We start from the raw sequence: 23,040 nt of genomic DNA, 5'->3' as shown, positions 1-23,040 counted from the left end.
GCTGCGCCGTGGCTATTAGACGCGTGGTAGGTGGTGCCGTTGGTGGGCTGAAGCCCACCCTACATGGCGCCTGGCATTACCAGAAATCCGGAGGGGCCGGTCAGCGCTCCGCTTCAGCACGCCATAGCGACCCGGTAGGGTGGGCTTTAGCCCACCGGAGTGGTTATGAACAGGGTGAGGCGGCGCCTGACGAAAAGCTCTGTACGAGGCGGGTGCCATGAGCGATGCCTTGCCCATACCCCGCCTGGTACGCCGACTGCTGCTGTTGGTCGTGGCGATGTTCGCCTTCGGCTTCGCCCTGGTGCCGATCTACGACGTCATGTGCAAGGCGTTCGGCATCAACGGCAAGACGGCGGGGGCCTACCAAGGGGTGCAGACGGTGGATGAAGACCGCGAGGTGCGGGTTCAATTTCTTGCCACCAATGCGTCAGGGATGGTCTGGGAATTCAAGCCGGTGGCTGACCAGCTCAGTGTTCATCCCGGCTCCAGTCGTGAAATGCGTTTCATCGCCTACAACCCGACGGACAAACCGATGACCGCCCAGGCGGTGCCCAGCGTGTCGCCGTCCAAGGCGGCGGCATTTTTTCACAAGACCGAATGCTTCTGCTTTACCCAGCAAGTGCTGCAACCCGGTGAGCGCATCGAAATGCCGGTGCGTTTCATCGTCGACCGTGATCTGCCTGCGGATGTGCGTCACCTGACGCTCGCTTACACCCTGTTCGACATCACGTCTCGCCAACCTCCCGTCGCCGCCGTTTCCCAGGCGTCTTTGGTGGTGGCCAAGGAGAGTCTGCAATGAGCCAACAGACCACCACGCACGAGAATTATTACGTCCCCGCCCAGAGCAAATGGCCAATCGTCGGGACCGTGGCGCTGCTAACCACGGTGTTCGGCCTGGGCAGCTGGTTCAATGACCTCAAGGCCGGTCGCGACGAGATCAGCGGGCCGGTGATCTTCTTTGTCGGCGCACTGCTGATCGCCTACATGATGTTCGGCTGGTTCGGAGCAGTCGTCCGTGAAGGTCGAGCAGGCCTGTACAGCGCGCAGATGGATCGCTCGTTTCGCTGGGGCATGAGCTGGTTCATCTTTTCCGAGGTGATGTTCTTTCTCGCCTTCTTCGGGGTGCTGTTCTACATCCGCTACTGGGTCGGCCCCTGGCTCGACGGTTACGGTGACAAGGGCGTCAGCGCCATGCTCTGGCCGAACTTCGAGTACAGCTGGCCGCTGCTGAACAACCCGGACCCGCGGTTCTACCCAGCGCCGTCCGGCACCATCAGCCCCTGGGGGCTGCCGCTGATCAACACCATCCTGCTGGTGACGTCCAGCTTCACCCTGACCTGGGCCCATCACGCCCTGCGCAAGGGCAACCGCAAGCAGCTCAAGCTTGGGCTGGGCCTGACCGTGCTGCTGGGTGCCGCCTTCCTGGTCCTGCAGATAGAGGAGTACATCCACGCCTATACCGAGCTTGGGCTGACGCTGGGCTCGGGCATCTACGGCGCAACCTTCTTCATGCTCACGGGCTTCCACGGTGCCCACGTGACCATGGGCGCGATCATCCTGACGGTCATGCTGGTACGCAGCTTTCGCGGCCATTTCACACCTGAGCAGCATTTCGGCTTCGAGGCTGCAGCCTGGTACTGGCATTTCGTGGATGTGGTGTGGATTGGCCTGTTCGTTTTCGTTTACGTGATCTAGCGCGATCAGGCGCCAAAACCGGGCTGCAACTGCCCGCTATAAAAGCCCCATGCGATCAGGGCGACAGTCATTGCGGTGAGGGAGACACGAACGAAGAGGGCCGTGAGCACACGTGATGTACGGCCCTCATCTTTGATGAGAAAGAACAGACCACTGAACAGACTGACCAGTGTGGCTACTAATAACAGAACAATCGCCGCCTTGAGCATGAGCGGGTCCGCCGTGACAGGTGACTGGGGGTAAGTGGGGGTGCAGTATAGCCAGCCGGATCAATACGCCGCGGGGCCGGGTATGAGCGGCTTCAAGCCAGGCGTCATACCTACACTTGTGGTGCTGTGCCTGTTGCCATTTCTGGTCTGGCTGGGTTTCTGGCAGCTGGAACGCGCCGACCAGAAGCGCGACATGCTGGCGCGTCAGGAGGCACGCGAAGCCGCAGCGCCATTGGGGCCGGAGCAGATCGAAACTCTCCAGGACCCCGCCTACGCGCGCATCAACTTGCAGGGCAGCTTCGACGCTGAGCACAGCTTCCTGCTGGATAGCCGCACCCGCGACGGTCGGGTCGGCGTCGAACTGCTGCAGCCGTTTCAGGATCAGCCCAGCGGCCGTTGGGTATTGGTCAACCGCGGCTGGCTGCCCTGGCCGGACCGGCGCATCCCACCGAAATTCGACACCCCGGATCGTCCGCTGAAGCTGTCCGCGTGGGTGTACGCGCCGTCAGGCGAGCCGTTCATTCTTAACCGACGCATGGCCGAAGGCTGGCCGCGGCTGATCAACCACGTCGAGGTTGAGGACATCTGGCAGTTGCTCGACCGTGACGGCATCAAATACCAGCTGCGGCTGGAACCGGGCCCGGCAGCGTATCGTGCCGACTGGCCGGTGACCTTCATGCAGCCGCAGCAGCACGTCGGCTATGCAGTGCAATGGTTTGCGCTGGCAGCGGCATTGCTGGCGTTGTTCATCTACTTCGGCGTGCATCAGGCACGGGGGAGCAAGCAGTGACCGCGATGAATCCGACCTATAAGCCTGCACCGGCGCAACGGCGCCGGGGGCGTTTGCAACTGCTGCTGATCTTCGCCGTTGTGATTGGCCCCATGCTGCTGGCAAGCGCAATGTACCGCTTCGGTTTCTGGGTGCCTGAAACTCGCACCTATGACGGCGCGCTGGTCGCTACTGGGCAAGGCCGCGACGCCCTGGGTATCAACGCGCCGGTCGCCGCCGAGCCGCGCTGGGAACTGCTGGTTACGGCGCCGGATGGCTGCGCCGAAGACTGCCAGCAGCTGGTCTATCTGGCGCGGCAAATCAACATCGGCCTGGCCCGCGAAGCCGGTCGGGCCAGCCACGCCATCGCCAGTGCCCAGCCTTTGGCGGCCGATTACGCCCAGCGTTTGCAGCGCGAGTATCCACAGCTGCAACGCTACTCCCTGGATCCCAGCGTATACGGCGCAAATCCTGATCTACCGGATGGCGCACAGCTGTGGATTGTCGACCCGCACGGCAATCTGGTGCTGCGCTATGACAGCAAAGCCAATGGCAAGGCGATCCTCGACGACCTCAAGTACCTGCTGAAAATTTCCCAGATCGGTTGATCCAAGGCACTCGGCCGCCTCGCTGGAGTCCCAGAAAGGCTGCCCAAGGAGAACCAGATGGCAAAACCCGGCTACCGCCTCGCCCTTGTCGCCACGCTATTGGCTGTCGTGGTGGTGCTGCTCGGCGCCTATACACGGCTGACCCATGCCGGCTTGGGCTGCCCGGACTGGCCCGGTTGCTACGGATTTCTCAGCGTCCCTATGAGCGAGGACAAGCAGAGTCTGGCCGCGATGCGCTTCCCGGATGCCCCGCTGGAGGTACACAAGGGCTGGAACGAGATGGTGCACCGCTATTTCGCAGGTGCGCTGGGGCTGGTCATCCTCGGGCTTGCAGTGCAGGCGCTACGCCGCCGCGCCGAGCCGGGACAGCCGCTCAAGCTTCCCTTGCTGCTGCTCGCGGTGGTCATCGCTCAGGCGGCGTTCGGCATGTGGACCGTCACCCTGCAGCTTTGGCCTCAGGTGGTCACCGCGCACCTGCTAGGCGGCTTCACCACCTTGAGCCTCTTGTTCCTGCTGACGCTGCGCCTGTCCGTCCGGAGGCCGGCGATGCCGAGCGTGCCGGGCAGGCTCAGAACCTTTGCGTTGATCGGCATGTTCGCGGTGATCATCCAGGTGGCCCTGGGTGGCTGGGTCAGCAGTAACTACGCGGCGGTGGCCTGTACCGATTTCCCAACCTGCCATGGCCAGTGGTGGCCGCAGATGGATTTCGCCAACGCCTTCAACCTGACCCATCACGACATTGGCCCGAATTACCTCGGCGGGATGCTTTATGGCGAGGCCCGAACCGCCATTCACCTGACGCATCGGCTCGGCGCGCTCACGGTGACGCTGATTCTGCTGGCGCTGGCCTGGCAGCTCTGGCGTCACGGTCTGTCGCGTCTGGCCGTGTTGCTTGTCGCCGCTCTGTCCCTGCAGATCGCGCTGGGCATCAGTAACGTGCTGCTCAATCTGCCGCTGGCCGTTGCGGTCGCCCATAACGGCGGCGGTGCGCTGCTGCTGCTGGTAACCGTGCTGATCAACCATCGCCTGCGCCTGGCCCCATCGGTTGACGCCGTACAGGCGCCTCAGCCGCATCTGAATTCGAACACGACGAGCAGGCTCGACCTGCCTCGCGCATAAGGAGAACTCCCATGGCCACTCTTATCAGCGAACGCGGCGCTCAGGCCATCTGGCGCGACTATCTGGAGTTGACCAAACCAAAGGTAGTGGTCCTGATGCTCATCACCTCATTGGTGGGCATGTTCCTCGCGACGCGCTCCGGTGTGCCCTGGACCGTTCTGTTGTTCGGCAACCTGGGCATCGCCCTCTGTGCCGGTGGCGCGGCGGCGATCAACCATGTGGTCGACAGGCGCATCGACCTGGAAATGGCACGCACCCACAAGCGGCCGCTGGCACAAGGACGGGTCGCGCCGGCCGCTGCTTTGCTGTTCGCCCTGGTGCTCAGCGTTGCCGGGATGGCCCTGCTGCTGACCTTTACCAATGCACTGGCGGCATGGCTGACGCTGGCCTCGCTGATCGGCTACGCGGTGATCTACACCGGCTTTCTCAAGCGCGCCACGCCGCAGAACATCGTCATTGGCGGGCTGGCCGGCGCCGCGCCGCCGCTGCTCGGCTGGGTTGCGGTAACTGGGCAGGTGACGGCCGAACCGCTGCTGCTGGTTTTGATCATCTTCGCCTGGACGCCGCCGCACTTCTGGGCGCTGGCCATCCACCGCAAGGATGAGTACGCCAAGGTCAACGTGCCGATGCTGCCAGTGACCCACGGCGAGCACTACACCAAAGTGCATATCCTCCTGTACACCGCGATGCTCCTGGCCGTGAGCGTCATGCCTTTCGCCATTCACATGAGCGGCCCGCTGTACCTGGCTGCGGCCGTGCTGCTGGGTGCGCGATTCCTGTTCTGGGCCGTGGTGCTCTATCGCGACAGCCGCCCGCATGCCGCCATCAAGACCTTCAAATTCAGCATCTGGTACCTGTTTGCGCTGTTCATCGCCTTGCTGGTTGATCATTATCTGCCGCTGACCTTCTAAGCCGGCCGCCAAGGACCCTCATGACACGCATCCAGAAAACCGTAATTGTTCTAGTGGCGCTGGTTGCGCTGGTCATTGGCCTGACGGTCTACAAGGTGCTCAACACCGAGCAGCAACTCGATACCGCCGACCTGCTCGATGCCGGCATCGTCATGCTGCCTCAGGGCCGCGATGTGCCCAGCCTGACGCTGACCAACCAGGACGGCGAGCCGGTATCCATGGAGCAGCTGGAGGGACGTTGGAACCTATTGTTTTTCGGCTACACCTTCTGCCCGGACATCTGCCCCGCGACGCTCGCGGAACTGCGGCAGCTGCGCACTAAACTGCCGGAAGACGCGAAACAGCGGATGCAACCGATTCTGGTCAGCGTCGATCCCGAGCGAGACACGCCGGAACAGCTGAAGAAGTACCTGGAATACTTCGGCGCCGGCTTCATCGGCCTGACCGGCTCGCTGGACGATATTCAAGAGCTGGCCAATGCCGTCGGCGTGCCCTTCATCCCGGCCGACACCTCGAAAGAGGACTACACCGTCGACCACGGCGGCAACCTCGCCCTGATCGGCCCCGACGGCCGTCTGCGCGGTTTCGTCCGCGGGCCGCTGCGTACCGAGAAGCTGGCTGAGCAGCTGCCGGCCGTGCTTGCACTGGAGTAACGGTTAACCTCGGCTCAGGAGCGGTTAAACACCACCCTGATTTGCCGTTGCTAGAAACAAGAAGGCCCGCACGTGGCGGGCCTGTCTCGTCAGGAATGGAGCGACGTTGCACGCCGCTCATGTTGCTGTCGCACTTAGAACGCCGGTACGACTGCGCCCTGGTACTTCTCATTGATGAACAGCTTCACCTCTTCGCTGTGCAGCGCTTCAATCAGCTTCTGCATGGCGGCGCTGTCCTTGTTGTCCGGACGTGCCACCAGAATGTTCACGTACGGCGAGTCGTTGCCTTCGATGAACAGGGCGTCTTCGGTGGGGTTCAGCTTGGCTTCCAGGGCGTAGTTAGTGTTGATCAGCGCCAGGTCGACCTGGGTCAGCACCCGTGGCAGGGTGGCGGCTTCCAGCTCACGAATCTTGATGTCCTTCGGATTCTCGGCGATGTCCTTCGGCGTGGCGGTGATGCCGGCGCCGTCCTTCAGCGTGATCACACCGGCCTTCTGCAGCAGCAGCAGGGCGCGGCCGCCATTGGTCGCGTCGTTGGGGATCACCACGGTTGCGCCATTGGGCAGCTCGTCCAGCGACTTGTGTTTGCTCGAGTAGGCGCCGAAGGGCTCGATGTGCACGCCAGCAACGCTGACCAGCTCGGTGCCCTTGCCCTTGTTGAACTCATCCAGGTACGGCTGGTGCTGGAAGAAGTTGGCGTCCAGACGTTTCTCGGCCACTTGAATGTTCGGCTGCACGTAGTCGGTGAAGACTTTCACCTTCAGGTCGACGCCCTGTTCGGCCAGCTGGGGTTTGATGAATTCCAGAATCTCCGCATGCGGGACGGCAGTGGCAGCGACGTTCAGTTCGTCGGCGGCTTGGGCGGAGAAAGCCGCGACAGCGGCAAAGGCGGCAAGCAGTTTTTTCATGTAGGGCTCCTTGTGGGTTCCTGTATCGGTGCCGGTTAGGCAGTTATTTTCTTGAAAAATGCGTTACCAACTTGTCACCGACGCTCTGCAGTACCTGGACCAGGACCAGCAGCAGCACCACGGTGACGACCATGACGTCGGTCTGGAAACGTTGATAGCCGAAGCGGATGGCCAAGTCGCCGAGCCCGCCTGCACCCACCACGCCAGCCATGGCGGTGTAGGAAACCAGTGTGATGGCGGTGACGGTTACGGCAGCAATGATGCCTGGGCGAGCCTCGGGCAGCAGGGCATTGAAGATGATCTGCCGGGTGGTGGCACCCATCGCCTGAGTGGCCTCGATGATGCCGCGGTCGACTTCGCGCAGCGCGGTTTCCACCAGTCGCGCAAAGAACGGCGCGGCACCCACCACCAGTGGCGGAATCGCCCCCGCCACGCCCAGCGAGGTGCCAGTGACCAGCACCGTGAAGGGAATCATCACGATCAGCAGAATGATGAACGGCAATGAGCGCAGCACGTTCACCACGAAGGACAGAAAGCCGTACAGCGGGCCGTTCTCGAACAGTTGGCGCGGGCCGGTGAGGAACAGCAGCACGCCCAGCGGCAGGCCGAGGAGGATGGTGAACAGCAGCGACCCGCCGAGCATCAGCAGGGTGTCCAGAGTCGCCAGCCAGATTTCGTACCAGTCGACATTTCCCAACAAAGAGCTAAACAAGGCGTCCATCAGCGCAGCACCTCCACATGCACGTCAGCTGCATCCAGCTGGGCCAGGGCAGCACCCATGTCGCCCCCTACCAGCGCCAGGGTCAGCTGGCCGTATGGGGTGTCCTTGATGCGGTCGATGCGTCCCGAGAGGATGCTGAAATCCACACCGGTCTCCCGGGCGACGGTGCCGAGCAGCGGCTTGTAGGTGGCTTCACCCTGGAAGGTCAGGCGCAGAATCCGGCCGGGGACATGAGCAAAATCATCGTGCTGCTCGCCTTCGTCGACCGCTTCGTCTTCAAGGACGAAACGTTGCGTGGTCGGATGCTTCGGGTGCAGGAATACCTCGGTGACCGGCCCCTGTTCGACAATCTCACCGCCATCCATCACCGCGACGCGGTCACAGACACGGCGGATTACATCCATCTCGTGAGTAATCAACACGATGGTCAATTTCAGCTCGGCATTGATCTCGGCGAGCAGCTGTAGCACCGACGCAGTGGTCTGCGGGTCGAGCGCGCTGGTGGCTTCGTCGCAGAGCAGAATGTCCGGCTCGGTCGCCAGCGCGCGGGCGATACCGACGCGCTGTTTCTGGCCGCCCGACAATTGCGCCGGGTACTTGCGCGCCTGATCTTTCAGGCCGACGCGGTCGAGCAAGGCGGCGACCCGGCTGTCGATCTCGCTTCGTGAGTGGTTACCCGCCAGGCGCAGCGGCATGGCGACGTTATCGGCGACGGTCTTGGACATCAGCAGGTTGAAGTGCTGGAAGATCATCCCGACCCGCTGACGGAAGCGACGCAGGCCGTTGGCGTCGAGCGCCGTGACGTCTTCTCCGTTAACCAGGATGCGGCCTCCGGATGGTTCTTCCAGACGGTTGATCAGGCGCAGCAAGGTGCTCTTGCCTGCACCGGAATGGCCAATCAGGCCAAACACTTCGCCTGCACCGATAGTCAGTTCGGTCGGCTTGAGCGCAGGCACTTCTCGAGCAGTGCCCCGGCCGGCAACCCGATAGGTTTTGTGGACTTGCTGAAATTCGATCACGGGCGAACCTTGTGGGTGCGGTCGTATGTGCCTGGATGGTGGCGAAAGGCGTGCATTCTACGCATTTGCAGCGGGCGGGCGTAGCGAACTGCGGTGATTGAGACAAGCCATCGCCTCTATAGTCTGAGCAAATCGTCGCAGCTCGCAACCTTGAGCGGCTTTATCGGGTCACTAACTGGTACGCCGTGAATTGATCAAGTGTTGGGCCGCATGGCCCGATTTCTTCGCGGTTCAGCACACCCGCTCAACCGAGGCCCATGATGACGGACAACAAAGATCCTAAGAACAGCGAGCTCGCCGGTACCGACACTGTCGATCGCAAGAACCACAACGCCAAGCTTGATCAGCTCGAAACCTTTCGCTCCGATGCCACGGGCGAGGCCCTGAGCACGAACCAGGGCGTCAAGATCGCTGATAACCAGAACACGCTGAGGGCAGGCGAACGGGGACCCTCGCTGCTCGAAGACTTCATCATGCGCGAGAAGCTCACGCACTTCGACCACGAGCGCATCCCCGAGCGCATCGTGCACGCCCGCGGCTCGGCTGCCCATGGCGTGTTTGTCAGCTATGATGACCACAGCGCGCTGACCAAGGCCTCGTTCCTCGCCGGCAAGGGCAAGGAAACCCCGGTGTTCGTGCGCTTTTCCACCGTGCAGGGCTCGCGCGGCTCGGCCGATACCGTGCGTGACGTGCGCGGTTTCGCCACCAAGTTCTACACCGATGAAGGCATCTTCGATCTGGTCGGCAACAACATGCCGGTGTTCTTCATCCAGGATGCGATCAAGTTTCCCGACTTCGTGCATGCGGTCAAACCCGAGCCGCACAATGAGATCCCACAGGGCCAGTCGGCTCATGACAGCTTCTGGGACTTCGTTTCACTGACCCCCGAGTCGGCGCACATGGTCATCTGGGCCATGTCCGATCGCGGCATCCCGCGTAGCCTGCGTGCCATGGAAGGGTTCGGCGTGCACACCTTCCGCCTGATCAATGCCGAGGGCGTGAGCCGCTTCGTCAAATTCCACTGGAAGCCTGTAGCTGGCGCCTTCTCGCTGGTCTGGGACGAGACGCTGAAGCTCGCCGGCAAGGACCCGGACTTCAACCGCCGCGATCTTTGGGAATCCATCGAGATGGGCGACTATTTCGAGTGGGAGCTGGGCGTGCAGGTGGTGGAAGAGGCCGACGAGCACAAGTTCGATTTCGACCTGCTCGACCCGACCAAGATCATTCCGGAAGAGCTGGTACCGGTGCAGAAGCTCGGCAAGATGACGCTCAACCGCAACCCGGACAACTTCTTCGCCGAAACCGAGCAGGCCGCCTTCCACATCGGCCACATCGTGCCCGGCATCGATTTCACCAACGATCCGCTGCTGCAGGGCCGGCTGTTTTCCTACACCGATACCCAATTGCTGCGTCTGGGCGGGCCGAACTTCCACGAACTGCCGATCAACCGCTCGATTGCGCCGGTACACAACAACCAGCGTGATGCGTTTCACCGGCAAACCATCAACAAGGGCCGCGCTAACTACGAGCCCAACTCCATCGACAGCGGCTGGCCGAAAGAAACCCCGCCAGCAGCCAGCGGCGGCGGGTTCGAGAGCTATCCGGAGCGCATGGAAGGCCATAAGGTGCGGGCACGCAGCCCTTCGTTCGGCGACCACTTCTCCCAGGCGACCTTGTTCTGGAACAGCATGAGCGCCCCGGAGAAGGAGCACATCATCGGCGCCTACAGCTTCGAGCTGGGCAAGGTCGAGCGCGTCTTCATCCGCGAGCGTCAGGTCAACGAGATCCTTGCCAATATCGATCTGGAACTGGCTCGCCGGGTTGCTGAAAACATCGGGGTGACACCGCCGACGGCGCCGACCATCAGCCTCAAGCAGCCGAACCCGGCCAGCTCACCGGCGCTGAGCCTGATGAATCACCTGTCCGGCAACATCAAGTCGCGCAAAGTGGCGATCCTTATCGCCAACGGCGTGGACGGTAAAGCTATCGAGGCTTTCAAACAGAAGCTGGCAGACGAGGGTGCAATCGCCAAACTGATCGGTCCGTCACCGGCTCCGGTCAAGGCGGCTGACGGCACGATGCTCACGCCTGATGCAGCGATGGATGGCATGCCCTCGATCGCCTTCGACGCGGTCTTCGTGCCGGGCGGCGCGCAGAGCGTGCAGGCCATGGCCAAGAATGGCGTGGCTAAGCACTACCTGCTCGAGGCCTACAAGCACCTCAAGCCCATCGCGGTACTGGGCGAGGCGCGGCAGCTGCTCACTGCGCTCAACCTGCCGGAGGATGCCGGTCTGGTGTCCGGTGATGACGGTGATGTGGCTCGGGTATTCACGGCGTTCGCCCAGGCCCTGGCGCAGCATCGCATCTGGGCGCGCGAGGCGGCTGCGGAGCAAGTGCCGGCCTGATCGTAGCGGCATGTCCAGAGGCGGCTCGGTTTGTTCCGAGCCGCCTTTTTTATGCCTGGAGGCTGTGTGTCAGCTCAGCTCAGCTCAGCTCAGCTCAGCTCGCGCCAGTGTAGGTAGCAGCGCAAGTCAAATTCGGTCTGCGCGTAACCCGGCATCATGTGTTCGCAGAGCTTGTAGAAGGCGCGGTTGTGATCGCTCTCGCGCAGGTGCGCCAGCTCATGCACGACGATCATCTGCAGGAATTCCGGCGCCGCTTCCTTGAACAGCGCAGCGACGCGGATCTCCTTCTTCGCCTTCAGCTTGCCGCCTTGGACGCGTGAAACGGCGGTGTGCAGGCCCAGCGCGCGATGGGTGAGGTCGAGGCGGTTGTCGTAGAGCACCTTGTCGATGTTCGGCGCGCTTTTCAGGTGGCTCTGGCGCAACTGCTGGACGTAGCCATACAGCGCCTTGTCGCTCTGCACCTGATGGCGCTGCGGATAGCGGCGCTCAAGGTAGTCGCCCAGCCGCTGCTCGGCGATCAGCTGGCGAACCTGCTGCTGCAACGATTCGGGGTAACCCTGCAGGTATTTGAGCATGGCCGGCGCGGCAGTCATCACGTTAGGCCCTACGCGGCCAGGCAAAACTGAGCAGGAATATCGCGGCCGCCGAGACGACAATAGACGGGCCGGCCGGCGTGTCCTGATACCAGGACAATGCAAGCCCGCAGCAGACCGCCAGCAGTCCCAGCAGGCTGGCACCCAAAGCCATCTGCTCCGGCGTGCGTGCATGGCGCTGAGCGGCAGCGGCCGGAATGATCAGCAGTGAAGTGATCAGCAGCACACCGACGATCTTCATCGCTACGGCAATCACCATCGCGATCAACAACATCAGGGCCAGGCGGATGGCGGCCACCGGCAAGCCTTCTACCTTGGCCAGTTCCTCGTGCACGGTAACCGCTAGCAAGGGTCGCCATAGCGGGATGAGCGCCAGCAGCACCAAGGCGCTGCCACCAACGATCCAGGCCAGATCGGTCGGGCTGACGGCCAGCAGATCGCCGAATAGATAACCCATCAGGTCGATGCGCACGTCCTGCATGAAGCTCAGCGACACCAGTCCGAGCGACAGCGTGCTATGGGCGAGAATGCCCAGCAGGGTGTCCGAGGCCAGCGGCTGGCGCTGCTGCAAGGTCACCAGCAGCACCGCCAGTAGCACGCAGCAAACGATGACCGCCAGGGTCAGGTTGACCTCGAGCATCAGACCCAGCGCCACACCGAGCAGGGCGGAATGGGACAGGGTGTCGCCAAAATAGGCCATCCGCCGCCAGACCACGAAGGAGCCAAGCGGGCCGGCGACCAACGCCAGCGCGAGGCCGGCGAGCAGGGCATTCAGTAGGAAATCTGGCATATCGATCAATGCTTGCAGTTCGGGCCGTGGACGTGAGGTTTGCCGGTCACTACGCTGCCGTGCAGGTCGTGGCTGTGGTCGTGCTGATGGTGATAGACCGCCAGGCTGCGAGCATCCTGGCCGAACAGTTCGACGAACGCCGGGTCAGCGCTGACCTGTTCCGGGTGGCCGGAGCAACAGACGTGGCGATTCAGGCAGACCACCTGGTCGGTGGCGCTCATCACCAGATGCAGATCATGAGAGACCATTAATACGCCGCAGCCGTAACGGTCGCGGAGCCTGCCAATCAGGCGGTACAGGTCGGCCTGGCCGGCCACGTCGACGCCTTGCACCGGCTCGTCCAGCACCAGCAATTCCGGCTCCCGTAGCAGGGCGCGGGCCAGCAGCACCCGTTGCATCTCGCCGCCTGAGACGGATTGCAGCGGGCTGTCGATGACATGCTCGGCACCCACTTCGCTGAGCGCAGCCAGGGCAGCGGCGCGATCGACGCCTGGCACCAGGCGCAGGAAACGCAGCACCGACAGCGGCAGCGTAGGGTCGACGTGCAGCTTCTGCGGCATGTAGCCGACGCGCAGCCGCGGCTTACGCCAGACCGTGCCGGTGTCGGGCTTGAGCAGGCCGAGCACGGCGCGCACAAGGGTCGTCTTGCCGGCGCCGTTGGGGCCGATCAGTGTGACGATTTCACCCCGATGGACCTGCAGCTGAGCGCCTTCGAGCACCGTCTGCTTGGCGAAGCGCACATGGATGTCATCCAGGCGGATCAGCGCCTCGCTCATGCGGCGCTCCGGCATTGATTGCAGAGGCCGACCACTTCGACCGTCTGGCTTTCGGCCTCAAACCCGACGCCTCGCGCCGCCTCAAGAATGGCTTCGCTGATGGTCGCCTGTTCCAGTTCGATGGCGGTATGGCAGTTGCGGCAGATCAGGAACTGGCCCTGATGCGGGTGCTCCGGATGGTTGCAGCCCATAAAGGCATTGAGCGAGGCGATGCGGTGCACCAGCCCGTTCTCCAGCAGGAAATCCAGCGCCCGGTATACGGTCGGCGGTGCGGCGCGACGGCCGTCCTGAGCGGTCAATTCCGCGAGGATGTCATAGGCGCCGAGCGGCTTGTGGCTCTGCCAGACCAGCTCGAGCACGCGTTTACGCAGGGCGGTCAGGCGCACGCCGGAGCGTTCACAGAGGTGGTCGGCTTCTGCCAGGGCACTGCTGACGCAGTGGTCATGGTCATGGGGCGTGCAGGCCAGGGGGGACTTGGGCATGGGCGGAGACGAGGTGGCTTAGAGACGTTATTATGTTACCTATTCAGTTCAATCGAGTGTTGCCCGTGTTCCGTCTTTTTTCATTACCGTTGCTCCTCACTGCCAGCCTCTTCAACAGTGTTCAGGCCCACGCGGAGGTCGAGGTGCTGACCAGCATCAAGCCCCTGCAACTGGTCGCCGCGGCCGTTCAGGAGGGTGTAGGCAAACCAGCCGTTCTGTTGCCGCCGGGCGCCTCGCCCCATCACTACGCCATGCGCCCATCCGACGTACGGCAGCTGCGCAGTGCTGATCTGGTTTATTGGATCGGCCCTGACATGGAAACGTTTCTGGAACCGGTGCTGAGCGGGCGCCAGGGCCCCAGCGTTGCCATACAGTCCCTTCCCGGTTTGACGTTGCGCCATTTCGGTGAAGCAGCTGACCACCATGCCGATCATGAAGCCGAGCATGTGGGCGAGCACGCGCAGGAGGCCCACGACGATCACGTTGAGCATGACCACGACGAGCACGAGCACGCGGCGGATGAGAAACACGCCGCCGGCCATGACGAACACGACCACGCTCATCGCCCCGGCAGCCTGGATGCGCACCTCTGGTTGCTGCCGTCCAACGCCGTGGTGATAGCCGAAGCCATGGCCAAGGACATGGCCAAAGCCGATCCGGCCAACGCGCAGCGCTACGAGGCCAACCTGGCGGCATTCAAGCAGCGCCTGGCCGCTCTCGATGAGCGCTTGAGCACGCGTCTGAGTGCAGTGCGCGGAAAGCCGTTCTTCGTCTTCCATGAAGCCTTCGATTATTTCGAAGCCGCTTATGGGATCAAACACGCCGGCGTATTCAGCGCCGGTGGCGAAGCCCAGCCCGGCGCGCGGCATGTTGCCGCCATGCGAGAGCGTCTGGAACAGGCCGGCCCGAGCTGCGTGTTCTACGAGCCACCGGTTCGTCCGCGTCTGGCGGATAGTCTGATCCGGGGACTGCCAGTGAAGGTCACCGAGCTGGACGCGCTGGGTCATGGCATCGACGCCTCGGCGGGCGGCTACGAGCAGTTGATCGATAACCTTGGTCGCTCGCTGGCGGGATGTCTGGAATCGCTCTGACCCTCGGTTCATAGCGCTCGGCGGCAACGCTCCGCCGGGCGCTTGTCCGGGTCGTCCGTCGGCCGACTTGATGCGCGTCATAGTGCTTCTGGCGCTCATGGCTATGCTTCGTGCTTTGGTTTCCACTCCATCGACACGAGGATGCGCAGCGCATGGCGAAGACGGACGGGCCCATCACGGCAGAGACGAAAACCACCCCAGAAATCGCTCTTCAGACGGCCTCCGAAGACATCTGGGCGCAAAAATACCGCCTGACCCGCAAGGACGGTAGCGCCGTTGATGACAGCGTCGACGCCACCTGGCAGCGGGTTGCCCGCGCGCTTGCTGATGTGGAGGAACAGGATGCCCGCGAGCACTGGTACGAACGCTTCCTCTGGGCGCTGCGCAACGGCGCCATCCCCGCCGGGCGGATCATTTCCAACGCCGGCGCGCAGGACTACAAACCGGCCACCTCGACGATCAACTGCACCGTCTCCGGCACCATCACCGACTCGATGGACGACATCCTCGGCAAGGTGCATGAAGCCGGCCTGACGCTCAAGGCCGGCTGCGGCATCGGTTACGAGTTCAGCACCTTGCGCCCCCGCGGCTCCTTCGTCTCCGGCGCGGGCGCGCACACCAGCGGCCCGCTGTCGTTCATGGATATCTTCGACAAGATGTGCTTCACCGTCAGCTCCGCCGGTGGGCGCCGCGGCGCGCAGATGGGCACCTTCGACATCGGCCATCCGGACGTGCGCGAGTTCATCCGCGCCAAGCGTGAAGACGGCCGACTGCGGCAATTCAACCTCAGCCTGCTGATCACCGACGAGTTCATGCAGTCGGTGGAAGCCGACGCGGACTGGCCGTTGATCTTTCCGCTGCACATGAAGGAAAAAGCCGAGCTTGATCTGGCCGATGCCGAACAGGTGGTGTGGCGCGAATGGCCGAGCCATGACGGCTACATCGTCCGCGACGACGGCCTCGTGGCCTGCAAGATCTACGGGCGGGTCAAGGCAAGACATCTGTGGGACATGATCATGGTGTCCACCTACGACTACGCCGAGCCGGGCTTCATCCTCATCGACCGAGTCAACCAGTTGAACAACAACTGGTGGTGCGAAGCAGTTCGCGCGACCAATCCCTGTGGCGAGCAGCCGTTGCCGCCCTACGGCTCCTGCCTGTTGGGTTCGATCAACCTGACCCGCTTCGTCACTGACCCCTTCGGCGCCGATGCGCGCTTCGATTGGGACAAGTATCGCGAAGTGGTGCGTGTGTTTACCCGGATGCTCGACAACGTGGTGGAGATCAATGGCCTGCCGCTGGCGCAGCAGCGCCACGAAATCGAGAGCAAGCGCCGCCACGGCATGGGTTTCCTCGGGCTCGGCTCGGCACTGACATTGCTCAAACTTCGCTATGGCAGCGCCGAAGCTTGTGTCTTCACCGAAGAAGTCGCGCGCGAAATGGCGCTGGTTGGCTGGGAGCAGGCGTTGGATCTGTCGAAGGAAAAAGGCCCGGCGCCACTGCTGACCGAAATCTTCGAAGTCACCGCCGAGATGCTGCGCAAGCGTCCGGAAATGAAGGCCGATGGTTATAAACTGGGCGATCAGGTGCCGGGCCGCGTATTGCACGCGAAGTATTCGCGCTACATGCAGAAGATCGCCGAATACGCGCCCGAGCTGATCGATCAGCTGGCCGAGCAGGGCGCACGTTTCACTCACCACAGCTCCATCGCGCCCACTGGCACCATCAGCCTGAGCCTGGCCAACAACGCCTCCAATGGCATCGAGCCAAGCTTCGCCCATCACTATTCGCGCAACCTGATCCGCGCGGGGCGCAAGGCCAAGGAAAAGATCGAGGTGTTCAGCTATGAACTGCTGGCCTATCGCACGCTGATCAACTCGCGCGCCAAGCCGGGCTCGACCGAGTCGGGCGAGCAGCTGCCGGAGTACTTCATCACTGCCGACGACGTCACCCCGACCCAGCACGTCGACATTCAGGCCGCGGCGCAGAAATGGGTCGATTCGTCGATTTCAAAGACCGCCAACGTGCCCACCGACTACCCCTTCGAGGCGTTCAAGGACATCTACCGCTATGCCTGGCGCCAAGGTCTCAAGGGCTGCACCACCTTCCGCTTCAATCCGGCGGCGTTTCAGGGTGTGCTGGTCAAGGAAGCGGATCTGGAAAAGACCCTATACCGCTTCATTCTCGAGGACGGCAGTGTGGTCGAGCTGAAAGGCAATCAAGAGGTCGAGTACGACGGTGAGGTCAATTCTGCCGCCAACCTGTTCGACGCCTTGAAAGAAGGCTACTACGGCAAATACTGAGTCCCGACTGATAGCCGGGCGGCCCGCACCGTCCGTGGAGAACATGCAATGACCGTAAAGATCACTCAGCGCATTAAGGGCTTCAAGGTCGTCGACGAGACCTTGGAGCGCCCCGCCGTCACCGCCGACAACGCCACTGGCAAGACCACCGTGGTGGAAATGGATGAAAGTTTGCAGCGCCCCGAAACACTCGTCGGCATGACTTACAAGATCAAGTCGCCGCTGTTCGAACATGCGCTCTACGTGACCGTCAACGATGTGGTCCTCAACGCCGGCACGCCCCACGAGCAGCGACGCCCGTTCGAGATCTTCATCAACTCGAAGAATATGGACCACTTCCAGTGGATCGTCGCGCTCACCCGGATCATGTCTGCAGTGTTCCGCAAGGGGGGTGACTGCACCTTCCTCGTCGAGGAACTGAAAGCGGTGTTCGATCCCCGCGGCGGCTATCTGAAAAAGGGCGGCGTCTATATGCCGTCCATCGTGGCGGAGATCGGCGGCGTACTGGAGCGCCACCTGATCCATATCGGCATGCTCGAAGGCCATGCCTTGGACGAGACGCAGCTCAAGTACCTGGCGGAAAAGCGCGCCGCTTACGAGGCCAGCCAGGGGGCGGTGACCGTCGAACCGGGCGAGGGCTTCCCGGCCGGTGCGCAGCTGTGCAGCAAGTGCAACACCCAGGCGGTGGTGCAGATGGATGGCTGCGCGACTTGCCTGAATTGCGGCAATTCCAAGTGTGGTTGAGTGTTGGCGGCGCTGGGGCTAACGCCGGTTGGGCCGTTATCCGGGCTAAGGCCAGCCCACTGCTACCAGAAAACCTGGCCAGCCGCTTTAGCACGCGGGCGATACGCCGGCGCATCTGGCAGAACCAAACTGCCCACCGACTAGCAGCGAGAAAATTGCTGTCGATACTTTGCCGGAGTGAGTGCAGTCAAATCCTTGAACATCCGTCGCATGTTGGCGTCGCTGCTGAAACCCAACTCTGTGCTGATGGCGTTGACCGGTGCTGAGGTCAGGGTGAGGCGTTCACCGACCTGGCTCAACTTGATGCGCCGTGCATAGGTGGCCGCCGGTACGCCTGCCTCGCTTCTCACCTTGCGTGCCAGCGTGCGCTCGGACATGCCCAGTTCAGATGCCAGCTTCAACAGGGTGATTTGGTCGGCCGGCAGCCTTTCCACTAGGGCGTGTACCTGGCGGAGCAGCCTGCTGGGCTGCTTGATGAGGCTTATGGCTTGAAAGACGTCATGTGACTGTGCGGGGCGTGGGAGCACCATCAATTTGATGAGGTCACGAAAGATCGCTGGGCTGACGTGTTGCTCGATCAGCGACTGTGCAATGGGTAGATAGCCATTCACTCCCGTAGCGGTGGCGTTGTGCTCGTTGAAAACGCAATTTTGCTCGATCTGCCAGCGAACCTTCGGATAACGCTTGAGCATGGTGTCAGCCAACCACCAGGTCACGGTCGCGTGTTGATTACTCAGCCGACCACTCGCAGCAGCCAGGCAAACACCCACGCAGTAGCTCCATAACTGGCAACGTTTTCCTCGTATCGATAAGGCCGCCACGAGGTCTGCATTGGCTGCCAACGCCGTGTCGATATGTTCCGCCGACTCTGCCCAGAACCCAGGTATCAGTAAGGCTTCGAGCGAACCGTCATGGATGGCGTGTGTTGCTTCCAGAATCAGGCCATGGGCACAGGCAATCGGCCCTTTATGCAAGGCCATGAAGCGCGTTTCAAAAAGCTGCTGCCCGGTTCGACGGTTGGCGGCATGCAGCATATCCGCAAAAGCGAGCAGCCCGGCAGGCATGCAACCGGGGTACAGGAGAAGGCCTACCTGAAGGGTTCTGGTCATGGCTTGAAATGAACTGAATATGTCTAAGTTGGCCATTATGGCGACGGCGATGGATTGGCACCATGAAGTCATACCTGAAGGGGGCTTCATCATGAAAATTCAGCAAATTCGCAACGCCACAATCATTGTCGAACTGGGTCCTTACCGCATTCTCGTCGACCCCATGCTGGCCAGAAAAGGAGCGCTTCCTCCCTTGCGGATACTGTCCGCAAGGCAGAGAAACCCGGTAGTTGAGCTGCCCGATTCAACAGGCGGTGCGCTCGAGGAGGTGACGCACTGCTTGATCACCCACTGCCAGAAAGGCCACTTCGATCACCTCGACCGGGCAGCCAAGCACTGGCTTAGAGAGCGGCAGACGCCCGTCATCTGCACCCCGCACGATGCGTCGCATCTCGCGGAACGAGGCCTGAACGTCCAGTCTCTTCCTGACGATCATGAGCAGCCAAGCCCGTTCCTGGGTGGGCTTATCCGCACGGTCAGGTGCACGCATGGCAAGGGCCTGGTCGGGAAGCTGATGGAGCACGGCGTCGGCTATCTGATAGAAATACCCAACGAGCCCAGCCTGTATCTGGCTGGCGACACCCTTCTCACTCCGTCCGTTCGAGCGTTCGTGCTGCGGCATCAACCTCAGGTCAGTGTCGTTCCCGCAGGAGGCGCACGTTTCGACATAGGCGACGAGATCATCATGGGCGTAGACGAGGTACTTGAGTTCACGCGACTGAGTCGGGGCAGGGTGATTGCCAACCATCTAGAAGCGATCAGCCATTGCCCAGTTACCCGGGCGGAATTGGCAGCTGCAGCGATTGGCGCCGGTGTGGCCCATCGGCTGGTCATCCCGGCCGATGGGCAGACGTTAACAGTGGATGATTGAGCCGATACTCAACAGACAACTATGGAGGCGTGCATGGTTTCCATGGCGCGGAGGTGGGCCGGGGCTCCGAGTGAGAGCGCAGCTGCTGCTTGCGGCTCCACGACAGATCGGACGCCTATGCTGCATTGCCCACGGACCGCTCCGTCAGGTCACTACGCGATAGCACGGCTCGTAGGGTCGGCCGCCGGGGAGTTTCATGCGGTGTTGCTGGACAAATGCCTGCAGTAACTCATCCAGTGGCTTCATGATCGCCGTGTCGCCATTGATTTCGTAGCGGCCGAACTGCTCGATGCGGCGAATGCCCTTGTCCTTGACGTTACCCGCGACGATCCCGGAGAACGCCCGACGCAGGTTCGCCGCCAGCAGATGGGGCGGCACGTCGCGGGTCAGCTGCAGGCTGGCCATGTTTTCGTGAGTCGGGTCGAACGGGTGCTGGAAGCCTTCCTCGATTTTCAGCAGCCAGTTGAAATGGAAGGCGTCGTTACGCTCACGGCGGAACTGCTTGACCGCTTTCAAGCCTTCGGACATCTGCCGGGCTACCTCGGCCGGGTTGTCGATGATGATCTGGTACAAGCCCTGTGCTTTTTCGCCGAGGGTGGCGCCGACGAAGTCACGCAGCTGCTGCAAATACGGCGCGGCACTCTCCGGGCCGGTGAGGATGACCGGGAAGGGCACGTCGCGGTTGTCCGGGTGTAGCAGAATGCCCAGCAAGTAGAGGAATTCCTCCGCCGTGCCGACGCCGCCGGGGAAGATGATGATGCCGTGACCGACGCGGACGAAAGCTTCCAGGCGCTTTTCGATATCCGGCAGGATCACCAGCTCGTTGACGATCGGGTTCGGCGCTTCGGCGGCGATGATGCCCGGCTCGGTCAGGCCCAGGTAACGGCCGCCGACGATGCGCTGCTTGGCATGAGCGATGGTCGCGCCCTTCATCGGGCCCTTCATCACGCCAGGGCCGCAGCCGGTGCAGATATTCAGGTTGCGCAGGCCCAGCTCGTGGCCGACGCGCTTGCTGTACTTGTATTCCTCGGTGCTGATCGAGTGTCCGCCCCAGCACACCACCATGTTCGGCTCGACGCCGGGACGCAGCGTGCGAGCGTTGCGCAGTAGATGGAAGACGTAATCGGTGATGCCCTGGGAGCTGCTCAGGTCGATGCGCGGGCTTCCCAGTTCGCTTTCGGTGTAGACGATGTCGCGCAGCGCACTGAACAGCATTTCGCGGGTGCTGGCGATCATCTCGCCGTCGACGAAGGCATCGGCCGGCGCATTGAGCAATTCCAGACGCACACCACGATCTTGTTGGTGGATACGTACTTCGAAGTCGTCGTAGGCCTCAAGGATGGTCTTGGCGTTATCGATGCGCGCGCCGGTATTGAGAATGGCCAAGGCGCACTGGCGGAACAGCGTGTACGTACTGCCACAACCAGCTTCGCTCAGTTGCTGGACTTCCCGTTGGGACAGCGTCTCCAGACTACCTTTCGGGGTAACCGAGGCATTGATTACATAGCGTGAGGTCATGCGTGTTTTCCCTGAAAACAATGCGGCCTGGCCGAAACGGGCAGGTGCATCAGGATGTTGAGCGCCACGGCGGTGGGCAGCGGCGTATGAATAGGGCCGTCCGAGCGGGCAGTGCGCCAGGGGACAGGGTTGCTGCTGGGCGCAGCGGCTAAACCCATAGCCGCAAGCTGCTTGCTGGTGCCGGCTGTATCTTTCCAGGTGCAACGATGCGCCTGGACGGGCTGTACTTGACGTTTAACCGGCGAAAACGTTCCTGAAATCCCCTCCTGGGGCATTGCTCTGTTCATGCGTACATCCCGTACGGTCTTAGGTGCAGGAACTTTGACCGCGAACATGGCTGTTTGATTGCGCACGGCGTGAAGGGTTTTTCCGGCACTGGGCGCGGGCGCGGGGCGGCCTTCCGCTTGAAGGGGGCCTTAAAAGGCAAACGGCAGAGCGCTGTGGCAGTGCTGACGGGCGCTGAGCATACGGCGAAATTCGTCGGGGTCCTTGATCAACACCGGTTGGCCAGCGAACTTCTGCGCCGCGATCAAGCGCGACAGCCAGAAACGCACGCAGGCGACGCGTAGCATCGGGCGCCATAGTTCGGCCTCGGCCGGGGTGAAGCGGCGCAGGCTGGAATAGGCAGCCAGCAATGCCTGACTGCGCGTCTCATCGATCTCGCCGTTGGGGTGCGAGCACCAGTCGTTAAGGGTGATGGCTATGTCATAGAGCATTGGCCCTGAACAGGCGTTGTAGAAGTCGATCACGCCGGTCAGGTGGCTGCCCTCGAAGAGCAGGTTGTCGCGGAACAGGTCAGCGTGCAGGTTGGCTCGCGGCAGCGCCAGAAGCTTCGGCTTCAGTTCGGCAATCTCTGCAAGGCTGTCACGCAGCAGCGGCATTTGCGCGTCGTCTAGCGACAGCGCCAGGCTCGGGCCTTCTTCCTGCATCCAGTCCAGGCCACGGTCGCTGCGCCGCTCGATGATGTGGTCGCGGGTCGCCAGGTGCAGTCGCGCCAGTAACCGGCCCACTTCAGCGCACTGATGGGGGTTGGGTGCACTGACGTGTTTGCCGGCCAGGCGCGGTTGCAGCAGGGCCGGCTTTTCCGCCAGCGTACGTAGCGCTTCGCCGCGGTCGGTACGCAGGGCATACGGCACCGGCAGTCCGGCGCGATGCAGCACGTCGAGCAGCTCGATGAAGAAGGGCAGATCCTGGCGCGGGCCGCGCTCGATCAGGGTCAGTACATACTCACCCTGCTCCAGGCTAACGAAGAAATTGCTGTTTTCGCTGCCAGCCGCGATGCCCTCGAAATCCCGCAGCCGCCCAAGCCCATAGGGCGCCAGGAATACCTCGAGCTCTTCGCGTTGCAGGGGCGTAAAAACCGACATGGGCTGCCTTCCGTTAGGTGTGCTGCCAGGTTACCAGCTGAAGATTTTCCAGGCCGGGATGAGCATGTCCGGCTTATCGGCGCGGATGAAGTTGCTGTCGCCATCGGCGCGCACCAGGAAGTACGGCTTGCCGACCTTGGGCGTGATCTTCACTGCATAGAGGAAGCCATTGACCCGGTATTCCTCAATCGTGCGATCACCTTCCTGGCGAATTGTGACGTCGGGTTCGCCATCGACCGATTCCTGAGCGAAACCGCTCAGCGGCACCAGTGCCAGCAGCCCGGCCAGCAGCAAAGGTTTGAATGTGCGCATGATAACCTTGTCCCTTTGTCGTCAAATGGTCCTGTGCATTCTAGCCGCGGACCCGCCGAAAAGGTTG

At 62.2% G+C, this 23,040-nt stretch carries 25 protein-coding genes; 12 read left to right on the top strand and 13 right to left on the bottom strand.

Features of this window, described 5'->3' with window-relative positions; genetic code table 11:
- The first annotated feature begins 217 nt into the window (after positions 1 to 217).
- Together ACQKIK_RS17540 and ACQKIK_RS17535 are read left to right on the top strand one after the other, a co-directional pair.
- Positions 218 to 799, top strand: a complete 582-nt coding sequence (locus ACQKIK_RS17540; RefSeq protein WP_499136883.1) for a cytochrome c oxidase assembly protein — start codon at positions 218 to 220, stop codon at positions 797 to 799.
- Positions 796 to 1,695, top strand: a complete 900-nt coding sequence (locus ACQKIK_RS17535; RefSeq protein ID WP_499136882.1) for a cytochrome c oxidase subunit 3 — start codon at positions 796 to 798, stop codon at positions 1,693 to 1,695. The genes ACQKIK_RS17540 and ACQKIK_RS17535 overlap by 4 nt, the downstream gene beginning before the upstream one ends.
- A 5-nt stretch (positions 1,696 to 1,700) precedes the next feature.
- Here ACQKIK_RS17535 and ACQKIK_RS17530 read toward each other — a convergent pair whose 3' ends face one another.
- On the bottom strand, positions 1,701 to 1,904 hold the full coding sequence (locus ACQKIK_RS17530; RefSeq protein WP_499136881.1) for a twin transmembrane helix small protein: 204 nt from the start codon (positions 1,902 to 1,904) through the stop codon (positions 1,701 to 1,703).
- An 82-nt stretch (positions 1,905 to 1,986) separates the two neighbouring features.
- On the opposite strand from ACQKIK_RS17530, the gene ACQKIK_RS17525 reads away from it, so the two are divergent.
- From ACQKIK_RS17525 to ACQKIK_RS17505, 5 genes are read left to right on the top strand one after another with little or no spacing between them, the layout of a single operon-like run.
- Positions 1,987 to 2,694, top strand: coding sequence for an SURF1 family protein (locus ACQKIK_RS17525; RefSeq protein WP_045422790.1), 708 nt, complete (start codon positions 1,987 to 1,989; stop codon positions 2,692 to 2,694).
- Between the two features lie 5 nt (positions 2,695 to 2,699).
- Positions 2,700 to 3,281: a PA_0111/PP_0108 family redox-active disulfide protein gene (locus ACQKIK_RS17520; protein WP_499136880.1), complete on the top strand. Its 582-nt coding sequence runs from the start codon at positions 2,700 to 2,702 to the stop codon at positions 3,279 to 3,281.
- A gap of 57 nt (positions 3,282 to 3,338) precedes the next feature.
- Positions 3,339 to 4,400, top strand: coding sequence for a COX15/CtaA family protein (locus tag ACQKIK_RS17515; protein ID WP_499136879.1), 1,062 nt, complete (start codon positions 3,339 to 3,341; stop codon positions 4,398 to 4,400).
- Between the two features lie 11 nt (positions 4,401 to 4,411).
- Positions 4,412 to 5,311 (top strand): heme o synthase, encoded by a 900-nt coding sequence (gene cyoE / locus ACQKIK_RS17510; RefSeq protein ID WP_045422786.1) that lies wholly within the window; start codon positions 4,412 to 4,414, stop codon positions 5,309 to 5,311.
- Between the two features lie 20 nt (positions 5,312 to 5,331).
- Positions 5,332 to 5,964, top strand: a complete 633-nt coding sequence (locus ACQKIK_RS17505; RefSeq protein ID WP_499136878.1) for an SCO family protein — start codon at positions 5,332 to 5,334, stop codon at positions 5,962 to 5,964.
- Positions 5,965 to 6,098: 134 nt separating this feature from the next.
- Here ACQKIK_RS17505 and ACQKIK_RS17500 read toward each other — a convergent pair whose 3' ends face one another.
- From ACQKIK_RS17500 to ACQKIK_RS17490, 3 genes are read right to left on the bottom strand one after another with little or no spacing between them, the layout of a single operon-like run.
- A complete protein-coding gene (locus tag ACQKIK_RS17500; protein WP_499136876.1) occupies positions 6,099 to 6,872 on the bottom strand; it encodes a MetQ/NlpA family ABC transporter substrate-binding protein in 774 nt (257 codons plus the stop codon).
- Positions 6,873 to 6,915: 43 nt separating this feature from the next.
- Positions 6,916 to 7,593 carry a methionine ABC transporter permease gene (locus ACQKIK_RS17495; RefSeq protein WP_417781142.1) on the bottom strand — a complete coding sequence of 226 codons (678 nt, stop codon included), beginning with the start codon at positions 7,591 to 7,593 and terminating at the stop codon, positions 6,916 to 6,918.
- Positions 7,593 to 8,612, bottom strand: a complete 1,020-nt coding sequence (locus ACQKIK_RS17490) for a methionine ABC transporter ATP-binding protein (RefSeq protein ID WP_064481165.1) — start codon at positions 8,610 to 8,612, stop codon at positions 7,593 to 7,595. Before ACQKIK_RS17490 ends, ACQKIK_RS17495 begins: the two co-directional genes overlap by 1 nt.
- Before the next feature lie 260 nt (positions 8,613 to 8,872).
- On the opposite strand from ACQKIK_RS17490, the gene katE reads away from it, so the two are divergent.
- Complete coding sequence (katE, locus tag ACQKIK_RS17485; protein ID WP_499136874.1) at positions 8,873 to 11,017, top strand: catalase HPII; 2,145 nt, start codon at positions 8,873 to 8,875, stop codon at positions 11,015 to 11,017.
- An 89-nt stretch (positions 11,018 to 11,106) separates the two neighbouring features.
- Here katE and ACQKIK_RS17480 read toward each other — a convergent pair whose 3' ends face one another.
- Genes ACQKIK_RS17480 through zur form a run of 4 tightly spaced genes read right to left on the bottom strand, consistent with a single transcriptional unit; the run spans position 11,107 to position 13,658 of the window.
- Positions 11,107 to 11,592 (bottom strand): M48 family metallopeptidase, encoded by a 486-nt coding sequence (locus ACQKIK_RS17480; protein ID WP_127840564.1) that lies wholly within the window; start codon positions 11,590 to 11,592, stop codon positions 11,107 to 11,109.
- 22 nt (positions 11,593 to 11,614) lie between these two features.
- Positions 11,615 to 12,400 carry a zinc ABC transporter permease subunit ZnuB gene (gene znuB, locus ACQKIK_RS17475; protein ID WP_046163573.1) on the bottom strand — a complete coding sequence of 262 codons (786 nt, stop codon included), beginning with the start codon at positions 12,398 to 12,400 and terminating at the stop codon, positions 11,615 to 11,617.
- A 5-nt stretch (positions 12,401 to 12,405) separates the two neighbouring features.
- Positions 12,406 to 13,176: a zinc ABC transporter ATP-binding protein ZnuC gene (znuC, locus tag ACQKIK_RS17470; protein WP_499136873.1), complete on the bottom strand. Its 771-nt coding sequence runs from the start codon at positions 13,174 to 13,176 to the stop codon at positions 12,406 to 12,408.
- On the bottom strand, positions 13,173 to 13,658 hold the full coding sequence (gene zur / locus ACQKIK_RS17465) for a zinc uptake transcriptional repressor Zur (protein WP_499136872.1): 486 nt from the start codon (positions 13,656 to 13,658) through the stop codon (positions 13,173 to 13,175). The genes znuC and zur overlap by 4 nt, the downstream gene beginning before the upstream one ends.
- A 65-nt stretch (positions 13,659 to 13,723) precedes the next feature.
- On the opposite strand from zur, the gene znuA reads away from it, so the two are divergent.
- The 3 genes from znuA to ACQKIK_RS17450 all read left to right on the top strand — a co-directional run bounded on the left by znuA (position 13,724) and on the right by ACQKIK_RS17450 (position 17,796).
- Positions 13,724 to 14,749 (top strand): zinc ABC transporter substrate-binding protein ZnuA, encoded by a 1,026-nt coding sequence (znuA, locus tag ACQKIK_RS17460; RefSeq protein WP_499136871.1) that lies wholly within the window; start codon positions 13,724 to 13,726, stop codon positions 14,747 to 14,749.
- 152 nt (positions 14,750 to 14,901) lie between these two features.
- Entirely contained in the window at positions 14,902 to 17,052 is a 2,151-nt protein-coding gene (locus ACQKIK_RS17455) for an adenosylcobalamin-dependent ribonucleoside-diphosphate reductase (protein WP_499136870.1), read from the top strand.
- Between the two features lie 48 nt (positions 17,053 to 17,100).
- Positions 17,101 to 17,796, top strand: a complete 696-nt coding sequence (locus ACQKIK_RS17450; RefSeq protein WP_064481170.1) for a TSCPD domain-containing protein — start codon at positions 17,101 to 17,103, stop codon at positions 17,794 to 17,796.
- A 140-nt stretch (positions 17,797 to 17,936) separates the two neighbouring features.
- On the opposite strand, the gene ACQKIK_RS17445 is transcribed toward ACQKIK_RS17450, so the two are convergent.
- Entirely contained in the window at positions 17,937 to 18,998 is a 1,062-nt protein-coding gene (locus tag ACQKIK_RS17445; protein ID WP_499136869.1) for a GlxA family transcriptional regulator, read from the bottom strand.
- Between ACQKIK_RS17445 and ACQKIK_RS17440 the strand changes: the two genes are divergently transcribed.
- Positions 18,997 to 19,776: an MBL fold metallo-hydrolase gene (locus ACQKIK_RS17440; RefSeq protein WP_499137034.1), complete on the top strand. Its 780-nt coding sequence runs from the start codon at positions 18,997 to 18,999 to the stop codon at positions 19,774 to 19,776. The two genes, ACQKIK_RS17445 and ACQKIK_RS17440, sit on opposite strands and share 2 nt — an antisense overlap.
- Positions 19,777 to 19,920: 144 nt before the next feature.
- Here ACQKIK_RS17440 and ppnN read toward each other — a convergent pair whose 3' ends face one another.
- From ppnN to ACQKIK_RS17420, 4 genes are all read right to left on the bottom strand, one after another.
- Positions 19,921 to 21,294 carry a nucleotide 5'-monophosphate nucleosidase PpnN gene (gene ppnN / locus ACQKIK_RS17435; protein ID WP_127838109.1) on the bottom strand — a complete coding sequence of 458 codons (1,374 nt, stop codon included), beginning with the start codon at positions 21,292 to 21,294 and terminating at the stop codon, positions 19,921 to 19,923.
- Positions 21,291 to 21,581 carry a hypothetical protein gene (locus ACQKIK_RS17430; RefSeq protein ID WP_156155723.1) on the bottom strand — a complete coding sequence of 97 codons (291 nt, stop codon included), beginning with the start codon at positions 21,579 to 21,581 and terminating at the stop codon, positions 21,291 to 21,293. Before ACQKIK_RS17430 ends, ppnN begins: the two co-directional genes overlap by 4 nt.
- A gap of 129 nt (positions 21,582 to 21,710) precedes the next feature.
- Positions 21,711 to 22,661 (bottom strand): homoserine kinase, encoded by a 951-nt coding sequence (locus tag ACQKIK_RS17425; protein WP_499136868.1) that lies wholly within the window; start codon positions 22,659 to 22,661, stop codon positions 21,711 to 21,713.
- Positions 22,662 to 22,691: 30 nt separating this feature from the next.
- Complete coding sequence (locus ACQKIK_RS17420; RefSeq protein WP_046163445.1) at positions 22,692 to 22,973, bottom strand: DUF2782 domain-containing protein; 282 nt, start codon at positions 22,971 to 22,973, stop codon at positions 22,692 to 22,694.
- Positions 22,974 to 23,040 lie beyond the last annotated feature (67 nt).

The sequence above is a fragment of the Pseudomonas sp. NPDC047961 genome (genome assembly GCF_050272435.1).
Lineage (GTDB): Bacteria > Pseudomonadota > Gammaproteobacteria > Pseudomonadales > Pseudomonadaceae > Stutzerimonas.
The sequence above is the reverse complement of the archived record's forward strand: the minus strand, read 5'-3'. Positions and strand labels throughout refer to the sequence as shown.

Excerpts from the sequence above, each read along its gene's own strand:
- ACQKIK_RS17535 (WP_499136882.1), top strand. The coding sequence starts at position 796 with ATGAGCCAACAGACCACCACGCACGAGAATTATTACGTCCCCGCCCAG.
- znuB (WP_046163573.1), bottom strand. The coding sequence starts at position 12,400 with ATGCCAGATTTCCTACTGAATGCCCTGCTCGCCGGCCTCGCGCTGGCG.
- znuC (WP_499136873.1), bottom strand. The coding sequence starts at position 13,176 with ATGAGCGAGGCGCTGATCCGCCTGGATGACATCCATGTGCGCTTCGCC.
- ppnN (WP_127838109.1), bottom strand. The coding sequence starts at position 21,294 with ATGACCTCACGCTATGTAATCAATGCCTCGGTTACCCCGAAAGGTAGT.
- ACQKIK_RS17430 (WP_156155723.1), bottom strand. The coding sequence starts at position 21,581 with ATGAACAGAGCAATGCCCCAGGAGGGGATTTCAGGAACGTTTTCGCCG.
- ACQKIK_RS17420 (WP_046163445.1), bottom strand. The coding sequence starts at position 22,973 with ATGCGCACATTCAAACCTTTGCTGCTGGCCGGGCTGCTGGCACTGGTG.
- ACQKIK_RS17445 (WP_499136869.1), bottom strand. The coding sequence starts at position 18,998 with ATGATGAAGCCCCCTTCAGGTATGACTTCATGGTGCCAATCCATCGCC.
- cyoE (WP_045422786.1), top strand. The coding sequence starts at position 4,412 with ATGGCCACTCTTATCAGCGAACGCGGCGCTCAGGCCATCTGGCGCGAC.
- ACQKIK_RS17525 (WP_045422790.1), top strand. The coding sequence starts at position 1,987 with ATGAGCGGCTTCAAGCCAGGCGTCATACCTACACTTGTGGTGCTGTGC.
- ACQKIK_RS17500 (WP_499136876.1), bottom strand. The coding sequence starts at position 6,872 with ATGAAAAAACTGCTTGCCGCCTTTGCCGCTGTCGCGGCTTTCTCCGCC.
- ACQKIK_RS17540 (WP_499136883.1), top strand. The coding sequence starts at position 218 with ATGAGCGATGCCTTGCCCATACCCCGCCTGGTACGCCGACTGCTGCTG.
- ACQKIK_RS17515 (WP_499136879.1), top strand. The coding sequence starts at position 3,339 with ATGGCAAAACCCGGCTACCGCCTCGCCCTTGTCGCCACGCTATTGGCT.
- ACQKIK_RS17520 (WP_499136880.1), top strand. The coding sequence starts at position 2,700 with ATGAATCCGACCTATAAGCCTGCACCGGCGCAACGGCGCCGGGGGCGT.
- ACQKIK_RS17455 (WP_499136870.1), top strand. The coding sequence starts at position 14,902 with ATGGCGAAGACGGACGGGCCCATCACGGCAGAGACGAAAACCACCCCA.
- ACQKIK_RS17425 (WP_499136868.1), bottom strand. The coding sequence starts at position 22,661 with ATGTCGGTTTTTACGCCCCTGCAACGCGAAGAGCTCGAGGTATTCCTG.
- katE (WP_499136874.1), top strand. The coding sequence starts at position 8,873 with ATGACGGACAACAAAGATCCTAAGAACAGCGAGCTCGCCGGTACCGAC.
- ACQKIK_RS17505 (WP_499136878.1), top strand. The coding sequence starts at position 5,332 with ATGACACGCATCCAGAAAACCGTAATTGTTCTAGTGGCGCTGGTTGCG.
- zur (WP_499136872.1), bottom strand. The coding sequence starts at position 13,658 with ATGCCCAAGTCCCCCCTGGCCTGCACGCCCCATGACCATGACCACTGC.
- ACQKIK_RS17495 (WP_417781142.1), bottom strand. The coding sequence starts at position 7,593 with ATGGACGCCTTGTTTAGCTCTTTGTTGGGAAATGTCGACTGGTACGAA.
- ACQKIK_RS17440 (WP_499137034.1), top strand. The coding sequence starts at position 18,997 with ATGAAAATTCAGCAAATTCGCAACGCCACAATCATTGTCGAACTGGGT.
- ACQKIK_RS17480 (WP_127840564.1), bottom strand. The coding sequence starts at position 11,592 with ATGCTCAAATACCTGCAGGGTTACCCCGAATCGTTGCAGCAGCAGGTT.
- ACQKIK_RS17530 (WP_499136881.1), bottom strand. The coding sequence starts at position 1,904 with ATGCTCAAGGCGGCGATTGTTCTGTTATTAGTAGCCACACTGGTCAGT.
- ACQKIK_RS17450 (WP_064481170.1), top strand. The coding sequence starts at position 17,101 with ATGACCGTAAAGATCACTCAGCGCATTAAGGGCTTCAAGGTCGTCGAC.